Genomic DNA, 14,292 nt, shown 5'->3' with positions numbered 1-14,292 from the left:
CTTTTGTAACATATAGAGGCTGGACACTTGATAACTCACAATTTGATATAAGAAACTCGCCGACATGGTTTACCTTTCCACAAATAAGCTCTACCGAGATAAGTGTTATTTCTGGATTCAGGCAATTTACCTCTTTGTTGAAGAGTGGCGATTCTAGTGAAAATCCTGATACGGGAGAAATTACTTTTAGTAACTATGGATCTGGAGTGGTATTTATTCCTTCTGGTTTAGGTTACTTCAACAGATATCAGGACAACATACCTTCTTATTCGCCTCTGGTTTTTACGGTTAGGCTGCACAAAATAAGAGAAAGAGATCACGACAGAGATGGTGTAAAAACAAAATACGAAAGTTTTGGAAGTGAAGACCCTTATACAATAGATACCGATGGTGATGGCATACCTGATTTCTTGGATGTAGATGATGATGGCGATGGATATCTTACAATAAGAGAAATTACTAAGCCGACAGGAGAGGATGTTCCCTATACTGGTCCAAGCAAGTATTATCCATTCGATCCTATTGTAGACAATCCTGCGACACCAGAAGATGAAACTGAAACACGTGGTATTCCAAACTGTGATTCAAACCCAGCAAATGTGGACTATACAAATCCAGCTCGTTTAAGAAGACATTTAGATCCTACTTGTCACTAAAATAGAGAATGTAATACAAACAAAAAAATCCAGTTCATTGAACTGGATTTTTTATATAAATAAGGAAAGAAATATTATTTTCTTTTCATTACTCTTTCAACAGCTTCCACAATTGCTTGGTTGTTCAGCTTGTATTTTTCCATCAATTGTTCTGGTGTTCCAGATTCTCCGAAGCTATCGTTAACTGCTACAAACTCCTGTGGAGCCGGACTGTTCGCAGATAAAACTCTCGCAACGCTTTCTCCCAAACCACCAAGAATATTGTGTTCTTCTGCAGTGACAATACATTTTGTTTTTGCCAACGATTTTAAGATTGCCTCTTCATCCAAAGGTTTGATGGTGTGGATGTTAATTACTTCAGCAGAAATTCCTTTTGCTTCCAAAGCTTCGGCGGCAACAAGGGCTTCCCATACCAAATGTCCTGTAGCAACAATCGTTACGTCAGAACCTTCGTTTAATAAAATTGCTTTTCCAATTACGAAAGGTTCGTCAGCAGGCATAAAGTTTGGCACAACTGGACGACCAAAACGCAAGTAAGCTGGTCCGTGGTGGTCAGCCAATGCTAATGTAGCAGCTTTAGTTTGGTTATAATCGCAAGTGTTGATTACGGTCATTCCTGGTAACATTTTCATTAAGCCGATGTCTTCAAGGATTTGGTGAGTTGCGCCATCTTCTCCCAAAGTAAGACCTGCGTGAGAAGCACAAATTTTTACATTTTTATCAGAATAAGCTACCGACTGACGGATCTGATCGTAAACTCTTCCTGTAGAAAAGTTGGCAAAAGTTCCGGTAAATGGAATTTTTCCACCGATGGTCAAACCTGCCGCAATACCAATCATGTTGGCTTCAGCAATTCCGATTTGAAAGAAACGCTCTGGGTGATTTTTTTTGAATTCATCAAATTTTAATGATCCAATTAAATCCGCACAAAGGGCCACAACATTTTCATTTTTCTGACCTAATTCTGTCATTCCCGCTCCAAAACCTGAACGAGTATCTTTACTTCCTGTATTTGTATATTTTTTCATTTTGATTTAAATTGAAGGATTTAAAAATTAAAAGAATATGAAATTATTCATAACTTATAATTTATAACTCATCATTAATAGTCGCTTTCGCCTTCACAATAGTTTTGAGTTAATGCTGTCGCCAATTGTTCGTCGTTTGGCGCTTTTCCGTGCCAAGCGTGGCTGTACATCATATAATCTACACCATTACCCATTTCGGTATGCAACAAAACACAAACCGGTTTTCCATTTCCAGTCTTTGATTTTGCTTCTGTCATACCAGCAATGATAGCTTCGATATTATTTCCTTCTTTGATGTCGATAACATGCCAGTCAAAAGCTTCAAATTTTGCACGAACGCTTCCCATGTTCAAAACATCATCGGTAGTTCCGTCAATCTGTTTTCCATTAAGGTCGATAGTAGCAATAAGGTTGTCTACTTTTTTTGCAGAAGCATACATGATCGCTTCCCAGTTTTGTCCTTCTTGTAATTCTCCATCACCAAGAAGTGCATAAATCAAATGATTGTCGTTGTTCAGTTTTTTTGCTTGAGCAGCACCAATGGCTACTGACAAACCTTGTCCTAATGAACCAGATGCAACTCTTACTCCAGGTAATCCTTCGTGTGTTGTTGGATGTCCTTGAAGACGAGAATTGATATGACGGAAAGTCGCCAATTCTGAAACCGGAAAGTAACCGCTTCTGGCCAAAACGCTGTAGAAAACAGGCGAAATATGTCCGTTTGAAAGAAAGAACAAATCTTCCCCGATACCGTTCATGTCAAAACCTTCCTTGCGGTCCATTAGATTTTGATAAAGAGCTACAAGAAATTCTGTACAGCCAAGAGAACCTCCCGGATGGCCTGAATTTACTGCATGAACCATTCTAAGAATGTCTCTTCTTACTTGAATGCATAAATTGTTTAGTTGTTGTGTGTTGCGCTTCATTGTATGTCTTAAAGTTAAACTTGCGCAAAGATAATCAGATAATTCGATTTTTTAATCATCGAAAATTTAGATTTTAAAGAAGTTGTTAAGAGTTTGAGGAATAAAAAAATCCTCAAATTAGTATTTAATTTGAGGATTTGATGCATCACGAAATCATTGCAAACTTATAGCTTCAAAATTTCATCAGCCCTATTACAACGGATGTCAAATTCTGATGCAAGTTCTTTAATTCGAGCAACATCTTTTTTCAGAACCAATAACAATTGAATCGAATCGCTAAAGCTGTCTCCGAATTCAATCAGTTCCAGATCAGGATAATTTTCGTCAATTTGTAGGGAAACCCATTCTAGATATTCCTGTGTATTCAATTTCAGTTCATAAGGATATTCAGGAAAATCGCCTTCAAACTCGTCTACAATTAGTTCGTGGATTTCATCAATCTTATCTCCAACGATTATAAAATCATAGATTTCATTGATAATGGCAAATTGCAGGGCATCTTCTGGGGCAAATTCCTCCAGCCATTCTGCATCATTTTCTTTCAGATATTCGGTCGGATTTTCTTTTGCCAAAGTAAGATTTGCGATGATTTCATCTTCGTTTTCCAATTCGAAATCTGCCAATAACAATTTTATGAGTTCTTTTGTTTTTTCCATTTTTAAAATTTATTCAAATGTAAGAATTAGAAAATCTAAAAAATTAAATTTTTCATCTTATAGTTAGCTTAGCAAAAAAAAATCCCCAATTACAATTGCAATTGGGGAATTCTATTTGAAATGAAAATTTGTTATTCGTTAACGATAACCCATTCTCCAGTTGATAAAAGCGTTTCAGCTTTTTTGTATTTCATCGTTTCGGTTTTTCCGCTCATGATGTGTTTCACGGTAACATTGTCATTACGGTTGATTTTCGGCTGATCGCGTGTAATCGTTTCCGTAACCTGACGTTGTTGTGTTTGTCCGGCTTCATGATTTTCGGCAGATGCTTGCTCGCTGTTTGGAATTTCATCTTTAGAAATCGTCAATTTTTCTTTTGGGCGAACCACTTCTTTTGCTTCTTGAATTGCTGGAGCATTTTGTTGCTGTGGCAAATCACCTTTGAACAAGAACGAAACTACTTCTTTGTTCACACCGTTCAACATGTTGCTGAATAATTTGAATGCTTCGAATTTGTAGATAAGCAATGGATCCTTTTGTTCGTGAACGGCCAATTGAACCGATTGTTTTAATTCGTCCATTTTACGCAAGTGCTTTTTCCAAGCTTCATCCACAATGGCAAGTGTGATGTTCTTTTCGAAATCGGCAATCAATTGTTGACCTTCAGTGTCGTATGCTTTTTTCAAATCGGTAACCACGTTCAAAGTCTTGATTCCATCTGTAAATGGAACTACGATTCTTTCAAATTGATTGTTTTCGTTTTCAAAAACATTCTTGATGATAGGGAAGGCCTCTCTGGCACTTCTTGCTGTTTTTTCTGTGTAATATTCTAAAGTCGCCTTGTATACTTTTCCGGCCAATTCATTAACAGATAATTTCGCGAAATCACTTTCAGAAACTGGTGAGGTGATCGAGAAATAACGGATCAATTCGAATTCGAAATTTTTGAAATCGTTTGTTTCTTTGTTAGAAGAAGCAATAAGTTCGCAAGTATCGTAAATCATATTCGCGATATCTACTTTCAAACGCTCACCGTGTAAAGCGTGGCGACGACGTTTGTAAACTACTTCACGTTGTGCATTCATGACATCATCGTATTCCAATAGACGTTTACGAACACCAAAGTTGTTTTCTTCTACTTTTTTCTGAGCTCTTTCAATCGACTTGGTCATCATTGAATGCTGAATTACTTCTCCTTCTTTCAATCCCATTCTGTCCATTACTTTGGCTACTCTTTCAGAACCAAAAAGACGCATCAAGTTGTCTTCCAAAGAAACATAGAACTGGGAACTACCAACATCTCCCTGACGTCCTGCACGACCTCTCAACTGACGGTCAACACGACGAGAATCATGACGCTCTGTACCGATGATGGCCAAACCACCTGCCGCTTTAACTTCAGCGGTCAATTTAATATCGGTACCACGACCGGCCATATTCGTTGCGATAGTTACAACACCTGGCTTTCCTGCTTCTTCAACAATCTGTGCTTCCTGCTTGTGCATTTTTGCATTCAAAACGTTGTGGGTAACACCTCTCATTTTAAGCATACGGCTTAACAATTCTGAGATTTCAACCGAAGTTGTTCCGATCAAAACAGGTCTTCCGGAAGCAGAAAGTTCGGTTACATCTTCAATTACTGCGTTAAATTTTTCACGCGTAGTTTTGTAGATCAAATCTTCCTTGTCTTTTCTAGCCATTGGACGGTTGGTTGGAATTTCCACCACGTCCAATTTATATATTTCCCATAACTCGCCGGCTTCAGTAACTGCTGTTCCTGTCATACCGCCCAGTTTTTTGTACATTCTAAAGTAGTTCTGTAACGTTACCGTTGCAAAAGTTTGTGTTGCCGCTTCGATTTTTACATTTTCCTTGGCTTCAATTGCTTGGTGCAAACCATCCGAATAACGACGACCGTCCATGATACGACCCGTTTGCTCGTCAACAATCATGATCTTGTTGTCCATGATCACGTATTCAACATCTTTTTCGAATAAAGAATAGGCTTTAAGCAATTGTGTTAGCGTATGGATTCTTTCGCTTTTGATAGAGAAATCTTGGAAAAGCTTTTCTTTTTCTTCCGCTTCAGCGTCTTTTTCAAGGTTTAATTTTTCAATTCGCGCAATTTCAGTTCCGATGTCTGGTAAAAGGAAGAAATCGCTATCGGTATCTCCCGAAAGGAATTTGATTCCGTTATCGGTCAATTCAACTTGATTGTTTTTTTCTTCGATTACAAAATACAACGCTTCATCAATCTTATGCATGTCACGATTGTTGTCCTGCATGTATTGATTTTCGGTTTTTTGAAGCAATTGTTTGATTCCTTCTTCACTCAAGAATTTAATCAAAGCTTTGTTTTTTGGCAAGGCTCTGTAAGCCCTTAACAAAACGAAACCACCATCTTTAGTGTTTCCTTCTTTGATTAATCTTTTCGCTTCCGCTAAAAATCCATTTGCCAATTGTCTTTGAAGGCTCACTAGGTTTTCAACTTTTGGCTTCAATTCATTAAACTCATGACGGTCTCCTTGTGGAACTGGTCCTGAAATAATCAATGGCGTTCTCGCGTCATCAATCAATACAGAATCGACCTCATCGACAATTGCATAGTTATGTTTTCTTTGAACCAAATCAGCTGGCGAATGTGCCATATTGTCTCTCAAATAATCGAAACCAAATTCGTTATTTGTTCCATAAGTAATATCCGCTTCGTATGCTTTTCTTCTTGCGTCAGAGTTTGGCTGGTGGTTGTCGATACAATCAACGGTAATTCCGTGGAATTCAAAAAGAGGTGCTTTCCATGTACTATCACGTTTTGCAAGGTAGTCGTTCACCGTTACCAAGTGTACTCCGTTTCCTGTCAAGGCATTCAGATAAAGAGGTAAAGTTGCCACTAATGTTTTTCCTTCACCCGTTTGCATCTCGGCTACTTTTCCTTGGTGCAACACCATACCACCTATTAACTGAACATCGTAATGGATCATGTCCCAAGTGATGTCTTTTCCGGCTGCGTTCCAAGAATTTGCCCAAACAGCATCGTCACCTTCAATAGTGATATAGGCTTTTGAAGCAGAAAGTTCAAGGTCCTTTGGAGTAGATTTTACTCTTATTTGGGTATTTTCTTTAAATCTTCTGGCAGTTTCTTTAACAACAGCAAAAGCTTCTGGAAGGATTTCCATCAACGTCTTTTCAGAAAGATCGTAGGCTTCTTTTTCCAAAGCGTCAATAGAAGCATAGATGTCTTCTTTTGCGTCAATATCTTGCGTTTTTTCAACTTCTAGCTTTAAAGACTCAATTTTAGTGTCTTTTTCCAGTCGGGCTTGTTTGATTTTTGCTTTAAACTCAACTGTTTTTGCTCTTAATTCGTCGTTGGATAACGAAGCAAGGCTACTTTCAAGCGCTTTGATCTTGGTCAAGTAAGGTTGTAAAGATTTTACATCTTTCTCCGATTTGTCACCTACAAAGGCTTTCAGTATGCTGTTTATGAAACTCATAATAATATAATTTCTATTAAATAAATGTGTGCAAATTTAACCAAAAAAAAAGCCTCAATCGAGACTTTTTCATTGGTTTTATTTTTTAATATTCATCCTCGTTCCAAAGATAATCTTCGTCGGTTGGATAATCTGGCCAAATTTCTTCCATTGATTCGTAAATCTCGCCTTCGTCTTCTATAGATTGTAGGTTTTCAACCACTTCAAGTGGAGCTCCCGCTCTAATAGCGTAGTCGATAAGTTCGTCTTTGGTTGCTGGCCACGGCGCATCGCTTAAATAGGATGCTAATTCTAATGTCCAATACATCTTCTATCGATTTTTAGTTTATGCAAAAATAAATTTTTTACTGAAATAGTCAAGTAAAAATTCGTTTATTTTCAGAAAGTTAAGAACGTGTTTAAAATTATTAGGGCTCAATTGCTGAAAACACTGCATTTTATGCCTAAAAATTCACATAAGATTAACATAGAGACTATTCAACTATAACTTAGTTGGAATCCATTTTACTTCTTCTGCTTGAAGGTCTGAGGACAACTTCCGTGCCAAGACAAAAAGGTAGTCAGAAAGTCGGTTTAGGTACTTGATAACGAAGTCATCAGTAGGCTCAATCTCATTTAAATGCACTGATAATCGTTCCGCTCGACGGCAAACACAACGTGCAATGTGACAATATGACACGGTTGTATGTCCGCCTGGCAAGACGAAATGCGTCATCTGGGGAAGGCTGTTTTCCATTTCATCAATTTCATTTTCAAGTAATTGAATGTCGCCTTCAATAATTTTTGGAATATTTAATCGTTCTTTTCCATTTTTTAGAAGCTCCTTTGCCGGAGGTGTGGCCAATATGGCACCAACTGTAAAGAGTCTGTCTTGAATTTGAATCAAGATATCCTTATAATGAGCATTCATTTCTTGGTCACGGATTAAACCGATGTGAGAATTCAGTTCATCGACCGTTCCATAACTTTCAATTCGGATATGATGTTTCGGAACTCGATCGCCTCCAAATAAGGCTGTTGTTCCTTTGTCTCCTGTTTTAGTATATACTTTCATGATAATTGAGGTTGTTTGCAAAGGTTAAAAGTTTTTTTTAAATCTGTCATTAATAATGTCGAGTATTTACAAGCTTTCAGATATAATTATAAGACTTTAGGTAAGATATAGTATTATACAATTCAATTTTAAAGTTATGTAATTTGTATATTTTTTATATTAAATCGGTAAAATATTAAATTATTCATAAAATATTAACTTAAATTAAGATTGTATTTAATATTTGACTTACATTTGTTTAAAATAAAATCAAAAACCAATTATTATGAAAAAGATCAATTTATTATTAGGAGCAGCAGTTGTTGCTGTAAGTTTTACATCTTGTAAAAGCGAAGCAGAAAAGAATGCTGAAGTAACTTTAGACCGATATGAAAAGTATGTAGATTCTGTGAGCAATATTGCTGCTGCGGATGCTCAGGCAAATTGGGAATCAATTGATGCAGCGTATGATGAACAAACTTCAAATGCAGAAGCGGCACTTGTAGATGCTGGAGACAAAACCAATGCGGAAAACAGAGTTGAAAAAGCAAAATCTAAATATGCTGAACTAAAAGCTAAAATGGAAGCAGAAGCAGAAAAAGTTGCTGCTAACAATCCGGCAAACAGAAAGCAAGCTTTGAGTTCTGCTTATTTTAAAGCTGGTAATATTGGAGAAAACATGGATTTTTCATGGGTAAACAAGGATAATATCTTAAAAGTTTACAATGATTTCTACAATGAATTTGAAGCTAATAAAAACACTTATTCGAGAGAAGATTTTGACCATATCAAGGCAATGTATGAAGCTTTAGATGCTCATAAAAACAAAGTAGAAAAAGAAGGTTTATCTTCTAAAGACAACTTGAAAATTGCTGAATTGAAATTAAAATTCGCTCCAAAATTCAAATGGGAAAGAATGGGAGCTAAGGCAGAAGAAAATGCTGATGCTAAAGAATAAACATTCTTAAAGTTTGAAGAAAAATGACTGTCAATAATGGCAGTCATTTTTTATTTAAGCAAACCCCAAAGTTTTTTTGCTCCTAAAATGTTATCTAAAAAGAATGATTTTTTGGTTCTAATGATAAAATGTTCCTTTTCTTGTTCTTTTCTAAAAAAGACCAATCCCCATTGAAACGTATCAACCGTTACAGTTACTTTCGGATGATTTTTTATGATTTCCCAAGCTTCTTCCATTCCTTCTGACCAATGAATATCATCGAATATCCAAACGGTTTCGTTGGAAATTGTGGGCAAAAGCAATTCGAAATAGTTTAAAGTTGCATCTTTTGAATGATTTCCGTCGAAGTAGATAAGGTTGTAGGTTAGAGGTTTAAGGTTTAAGGTTTGCAGATAGTCGTTGAATTCTGTTACCTTTAAATTCACATTGAAATTGAATTTTTGAAATTGTAATTGAGCTACTTTAGCGGTTTCTTGACAACCTTCCAAAGTGATAATTTCCGCAGAATTGTTTACCGCTAGGGCAGAAGTAGCCAATCCTAACGAAGTTCCGATTTCTAAAATATTCGTTGGCTTGAAATAATTTACAATTCTAAACAAAAGTTCTGCATCTTTAGCCGAAATTCCAGCATTTTTTGCAATCTTATTTATCGCTCGTGTATTTGATTTAAAAACCCGTGAACCGGCTCCAAAATCTGTTACTTCAATCGTATTTTTATTTTGAAGAAGTGCATTTCGGTAATTTTTTAAAACTTTATATTCGGGATAATCCGTCATATCATAAAAACATTTTCGAACCAAATCAAACACAAAAGGTGAATGAACGCCGTGAGCATTTGTGGATTTCCAAAGAAATTTCAGATAAGATTTAAAGATATGTTGCATAATTTATAAGTGTGGCGAAGATACAAATTCACAGGCAATAGCCAAAAGAGATAAGCCAATAGCCTAAACTTTGCAACTCTGAAACTTTGTTCCTTTGCGACTTTAAACACTATCTTTGCATCCGAAGAATTCGTAAAAGGAATTCCATAGAATGATGAACGAAGAAATAGAAACAAAAAACATACTTTCTGCCGAAGAGATTGACCGATGCATTGCCATTTTGGAACAATTAAACGCAGAAACTTCCCAAATTTTCGAAATTCCAAAAGAACAAAGGACCGCGTTAATCAAAGCAGCGGGGAAATTTTCCAGACCTGACAGAGAAGAATTTGCCAAAAGAAAAAAAGATGCAAAAGCTTTAGCTAAAAAGAAGGAAGAAAACAAGGACAGAACTGCTAGAAAAGAAACTGGAATCCGTTCGGCCAGAGAAGCAAGTATTTTTGTAGCTCCAAAATTATTGGCTTCAAATGAGCTTCTGAACAAAGAAGTTTTGGAACTGAAAGTGCCAAGAATCTGCTACGTTTGCAAAACTAAATTTACCAAAATGCATCATTTTTATGATACGATGTGTACCGATTGTGGTGATTTCAATTATGCAAAACGTTTTCAAACGGCTGATGTAAGCGGACAAATTGCTGTAATCACAGGTTCTCGTTTGAAAATTGGTTATCATATTACGTTGATGCTATTACGAGGCGGAGCGACAGTTGTTGCAACGACGCGTTTTCCTGTTGACTCGGCAATTCGCTTCGCAAAAGAAGAAGATTTCAAAGAGTGGGGACATCGTTTAAAAATCCACGGATTGGATTTGCGACACATTCCAAGCGTGGAAATTTTCTGCAATTTTATCGAACAAAAATACGGCCGATTGGACATTTTGATCAATAATGCCGCACAAACAGTAAGACGTCCTGCAGGATTTTACACGCACATGATGGAAAACGAAGAAAAGCCAATTTCAGAATTTCATCCCGATGTTCAAAGCTTGCTGAACGATCATTTGAATTGTTTGGAAGAGTTAAAAGTCTTAACCATCGGAGCTTCATCTAACCAAAATATGCCGGTAACGTGGCATGGACCAGAACCTGGAATTGGTTTGAGGGCTTCCGCCAAATTATCGCAGATTCCTTATTCGTTTGATAATACTCTTGTAGCACAAGAAGTTTTTCCGGAAGGAAAATTGGATGCCGATTTGCAACAAGTCGATTTACGAAAAACAAACAGCTGGCGATTGAAATTAGGTCAAATTGAAACTACGGAAATGATTGAAGTGCAGTTGGTTAATTCCGTAGCGCCATTTGTTCTTTGCAACCGTCTTTCAGAAGTAATGAAGAAAGACAACACGGGCAAAAAACACATCATCAACGTTTCGGCAATGGAAGGCAAATTCTACCGAGATTTCAAAGAAGACCGCCATCCACACACGAATATGGCGAAAGCCGCTTTGAATATGTTAACACATACTGCCGCAGGAACTTTAGCTAAAGACGGCATTTTTATGAACGCCGTTGACACAGGCTGGGTAACGGATGAAGATCCTGCAGAATTAGCAAAAAGAAAACAAGAAGAGCAAGATTTTCAACCGCCATTGGATATTGTTGATGGTGCCGCAAGAGTGATGGATCCGTTGTTTGATGGTATCAATACAGGAAAACATTGGAGCGGAAAATTCTTAAAAGATTATAATCCGATTGCTTGGTAAAGATTTAAGCTATAAAAAAACCACAATGTCAGTTGTGGTTTTTTTATAGATACATATCTCCAAGATCACTAACTCCTAGCGTAAACCAAATAATTATTATTCCAAAAAGTATTTTAAATATTTTCAGAATCTTCAACCTCGTTTCGTTTTTTGTAATGGATTGAGCTGGGATAAAATAGATTGCAGAAAGGAGGATGTAAATAATTCCCGGTCTATAATCTACAAGGAAAATATTTAAAATTCCAATCGTAAAAACGATTACGCCAAATAGCTGACTGATTAAGTTTGAATTGTTTTTCATAACGTTAAGATATTTATGAACCAGCAATCGGGCTGCCAAAAATTCCCACCGCCATTTCTGCCCAAACCAAGAAAAGAACAATAAATGTTCCTATTATCATTGTAATCTTTGTTGTTTTTTCCTTTACATTTCTTGCTACAATTTCAATCACTATTCCAGTTCCTAGTAACAGAATTCCTGCAATTATAAAGTCTGATAAAGTCCAAACTACTTCGTTTGTAAATTGCATTGCAATCAAAGGAATACACAAAAGCACTGCTATTGCTAGCAAAATGCCCATAAATCTTTTGTTTTTCATAACGTTTCAAGTTTAAATTCTTGACAAATATAAAAAACTTTGAAATACAAAGTACTTTTAATTTTAAGTTTTATCAAAATAAAAAACCACAATCGAGTTAAATCAAATTGTGGTTTTTTGTATATTTCTTAATCAAACTTAATTTCTTAATGTTTCAAAAGTAAAACTTTGCGTCTCCGCGTCTTTGCGAGAATCAACCTTCCATTTTAGCAGATAATTCAAACCATCGTTCTTCCTTATCTTCCATCTTTTTGATAATCACCTGCAATTCATTCGCCCTTTTCTCAATCTCAGCATCAGCCACTTTTCCTTCAGAAAACAACAATTCAATCTTCGCTTTTTCTAGTTCCAAATCCTTAATCTCACGCTCGATTTTCTGGAATTCCTTTTGCTCGTTAAACGTCAAATTCCCAGTCGGATTGTTTTGTTTCCAAGCTTTTTTCTCCGTTTTATTATCTTCTTTTTGTTGCACATCTGCACTGTCCTCATACGCCCTGAAATCCGAATAATTCCCAGGGAAATTCTCAATTACTCCATCGCCTCTAAAAACAAAAAGCAAATCCACAATCTTGTCCATAAAATACCTATCGTGCGAAACCACCAACAAACATCCCGGATAATCCAAAAGAAAACTTTCCAAAACATTCAACGTCACGATATCCAAATCATTTGTTGGCTCATCGAGAATCAAGAAATTTGGATTCTGAATCAAAACCGTACACAAATACAGTCGTTTCAACTCGCCACCGCTCAATTTTTCTACATAATCATATTGTTTTTTGCTGTCAAAAAGAAAACGCTCCAGCAATTGCGATGCCGAAATAATCTTCCCTTTCGTTAGCGGAATATATTCTCCGTACTCCTTAATAATATCAATAACGCGCTGTCCCGGTTTCGGATTGATTCCGCTTTGCGTATAATATCCAATCTTAATCGTCTCACCCACAACCACTTTTCCAGAATCCAAAGGAATCGTACCCGTCAACAAATTCAAAAATGATGATTTCCCTGTTCCGTTCTTCCCGATAATCCCGATACGTTCGCCACGCTGAAAATCAAAACTGAAATTGTCCAAGATAACCTTATCGTCAAACTTCTTTGAAGTCTTATGAAGCTCAATGATTTTGCTACCCATTCGCTCCATATTGATTTCCAACTCGACTTTATTTTCCTTACGTCGGCTTTCGGCTTTCTCCTTGATTACATAAAAATCATCCTGACGTGATTTACTCTTTGTCGTTCTCGCCTTAGGCTGTCTTCGCATCCATTCCAACTCTTTCTTAAACAAGTTCTGAGCCTTGTCAATACTCGAATTTTCCGAAGCAATTCGCTCCTCTTTTTTCTCCAGATAATAGGAGTAATTTCCTTTATATTGGTACAATTTCCCATTGTCCAATTCAATGATTTCATTACAAACACGCTCCAAAAAGAAACGGTCGTGCGTCACCATAAACAACGTGATATTTTCCTTCGCAAAATAACTTTCCAACCATTCGATCATCTCCAAATCCAAGTGATTCGTTGGTTCATCCAAAATCAAAAGGTCAGGACGGCTAATCAAAATAATCGCCAAAGACAGCCTTTTTTTCTGTCCACCCGAAAGATTTTTCACCTTCAATTTAAAATCCTCCAACTTCAATTTAAACAAAATCTGCTTAAACTGCGTCTCAAAATCCCAAGCATCATGCTGGTCCATTCTATCAAAAGCCTTTTGATAGGCTTCCTCATCCTCCGGATTTTCCAACGCCTTTTCATACTCCTGAATCACCTTCAGCGTCTCATTATCACTCGCAAAAATACTCTCCTCAATCGTCAGCTCCTCCTGCAAATTATTATCCTGCGACAAAAACGCCATCTTAATATCCTTTCGCACCACAACCTGCCCAGTATCACTCTCGTCCTCGCCATTAATAATCTTCATAATCGACGTCTTACCCGAGCCATTTTTCGCGATAAAAGCAATTTTCTGGTCCTTATTGATTCCAAACGAAATGTCCTTAAAAAGCGTTCTCTCGCCAAAAGATTTCGATATATTTTCTACTGATAAATAATTCACTATGGTAATTTTTTTGCAAAAATAAGCTTTTAGATTTGAAAACCGGATACTATCTAGGAGCGAAACACTTGGGCATTTCAACAATCCATGTTCCCGCCTTCCTTCCAAATCTTTTTATTTTTTTAAAGAAAAAAAATAAAAAGGATTTTCCCTCCAGTCGGGGCTAGAGGAAAATCCATTCGCATTTTTGAATCCCGAAGCTTCGGGACGGGACCAATATGTAATTGCTTTATATTCTTCAATCAAAATTATCAATTGCCCAATTGCAGTATTATTCTATCTTTGCAGCTTCAAAAAAGCGAC

13 protein-coding genes are annotated in these 14,292 nt (G+C 36.7%); 3 read left to right on the top strand and 10 right to left on the bottom strand.

Translation table 11 applies throughout. The features are described 5' to 3' along the window. Positions 1-656 (top strand): FKBP-type peptidyl-prolyl cis-trans isomerase (locus tag ACI6PS_RS06535; protein ID WP_421011745.1); only part of this gene is annotated, 656 nt, incomplete at its 5' end. Between the two features lie 74 nt (positions 657-730). On the opposite strand, the gene ACI6PS_RS06530 is transcribed toward ACI6PS_RS06535, so the two are convergent. The 6 genes from ACI6PS_RS06530 to ACI6PS_RS06505 all read right to left on the bottom strand — a co-directional run bounded on the left by ACI6PS_RS06530 (position 731) and on the right by ACI6PS_RS06505 (position 7,811). Beyond that, on the bottom strand, positions 731-1,684 hold the full coding sequence (locus tag ACI6PS_RS06530; protein ID WP_421011744.1) for a transketolase family protein: 954 nt from the start codon (positions 1,682-1,684) through the stop codon (positions 731-733). Between the two features lie 74 nt (positions 1,685-1,758). Continuing rightward, positions 1,759-2,610 carry a transketolase gene (locus ACI6PS_RS06525; protein WP_421011743.1) on the bottom strand — a complete coding sequence of 284 codons (852 nt, stop codon included), beginning with the start codon at positions 2,608-2,610 and terminating at the stop codon, positions 1,759-1,761. Positions 2,611-2,774: 164 nt separating this feature from the next. Further along, the gene (locus ACI6PS_RS06520) at positions 2,775-3,266 is read right to left on the bottom strand and encodes a hypothetical protein (protein ID WP_421011742.1); all 492 of its coding nucleotides are present in this window, start codon (positions 3,264-3,266) and stop codon (positions 2,775-2,777) included. A gap of 131 nt (positions 3,267-3,397) precedes the next feature. Beyond that, positions 3,398-6,757, bottom strand: a complete 3,360-nt coding sequence (secA, locus tag ACI6PS_RS06515) for a preprotein translocase subunit SecA (RefSeq protein ID WP_421011741.1) — start codon at positions 6,755-6,757, stop codon at positions 3,398-3,400. A gap of 85 nt (positions 6,758-6,842) precedes the next feature. After that, positions 6,843-7,064: a DUF2795 domain-containing protein gene (locus ACI6PS_RS06510; protein ID WP_022828503.1), complete on the bottom strand. Its 222-nt coding sequence runs from the start codon at positions 7,062-7,064 to the stop codon at positions 6,843-6,845. A 174-nt stretch (positions 7,065-7,238) separates the two neighbouring features. Further along, the gene (locus ACI6PS_RS06505; RefSeq protein ID WP_421011740.1) at positions 7,239-7,811 is read right to left on the bottom strand and encodes a cob(I)yrinic acid a,c-diamide adenosyltransferase; all 573 of its coding nucleotides are present in this window, start codon (positions 7,809-7,811) and stop codon (positions 7,239-7,241) included. A 265-nt stretch (positions 7,812-8,076) separates the two neighbouring features. Between ACI6PS_RS06505 and ACI6PS_RS06500 the strand changes: the two genes are divergently transcribed. After that, positions 8,077-8,748: a hypothetical protein gene (locus ACI6PS_RS06500; RefSeq protein ID WP_421011739.1), complete on the top strand. Its 672-nt coding sequence runs from the start codon at positions 8,077-8,079 to the stop codon at positions 8,746-8,748. Between the two features lie 50 nt (positions 8,749-8,798). Here ACI6PS_RS06500 and ACI6PS_RS06495 read toward each other — a convergent pair whose 3' ends face one another. Continuing rightward, complete coding sequence (locus tag ACI6PS_RS06495) at positions 8,799-9,632, bottom strand: O-methyltransferase (RefSeq protein WP_421011738.1); 834 nt, start codon at positions 9,630-9,632, stop codon at positions 8,799-8,801. 151 nt (positions 9,633-9,783) lie between these two features. Here ACI6PS_RS06495 and ACI6PS_RS06490 point away from each other — a divergent pair, with 151 nt between their 5' ends. After that, entirely contained in the window at positions 9,784-11,334 is a 1,551-nt protein-coding gene (locus ACI6PS_RS06490) for an SDR family NAD(P)-dependent oxidoreductase (protein ID WP_421011737.1), read from the top strand. A gap of 43 nt (positions 11,335-11,377) precedes the next feature. On the opposite strand, the gene ACI6PS_RS06485 is transcribed toward ACI6PS_RS06490, so the two are convergent. From ACI6PS_RS06485 to ACI6PS_RS06475, 3 genes are all read right to left on the bottom strand, one after another. Next, positions 11,378-11,635: a hypothetical protein gene (locus ACI6PS_RS06485; RefSeq protein WP_421011736.1), complete on the bottom strand. Its 258-nt coding sequence runs from the start codon at positions 11,633-11,635 to the stop codon at positions 11,378-11,380. Positions 11,636-11,648: 13 nt separating this feature from the next. Then, positions 11,649-11,933 (bottom strand): hypothetical protein, encoded by a 285-nt coding sequence (locus ACI6PS_RS06480; protein WP_421011735.1) that lies wholly within the window; start codon positions 11,931-11,933, stop codon positions 11,649-11,651. A gap of 193 nt (positions 11,934-12,126) precedes the next feature. Further along, positions 12,127-13,989, bottom strand: a complete 1,863-nt coding sequence (locus tag ACI6PS_RS06475) for an ABC-F family ATP-binding cassette domain-containing protein (RefSeq protein ID WP_421011734.1) — start codon at positions 13,987-13,989, stop codon at positions 12,127-12,129. Between the last annotated feature and the right edge of the window lie 303 nt (positions 13,990-14,292).

The organism is Flavobacterium sp. PLA-1-15, from assembly GCF_049060005.1.
GTDB lineage: Bacteria > Bacteroidota > Bacteroidia > Flavobacteriales > Flavobacteriaceae > Flavobacterium.
This window is presented reverse-complemented; position numbering and strand designations above follow the sequence as displayed.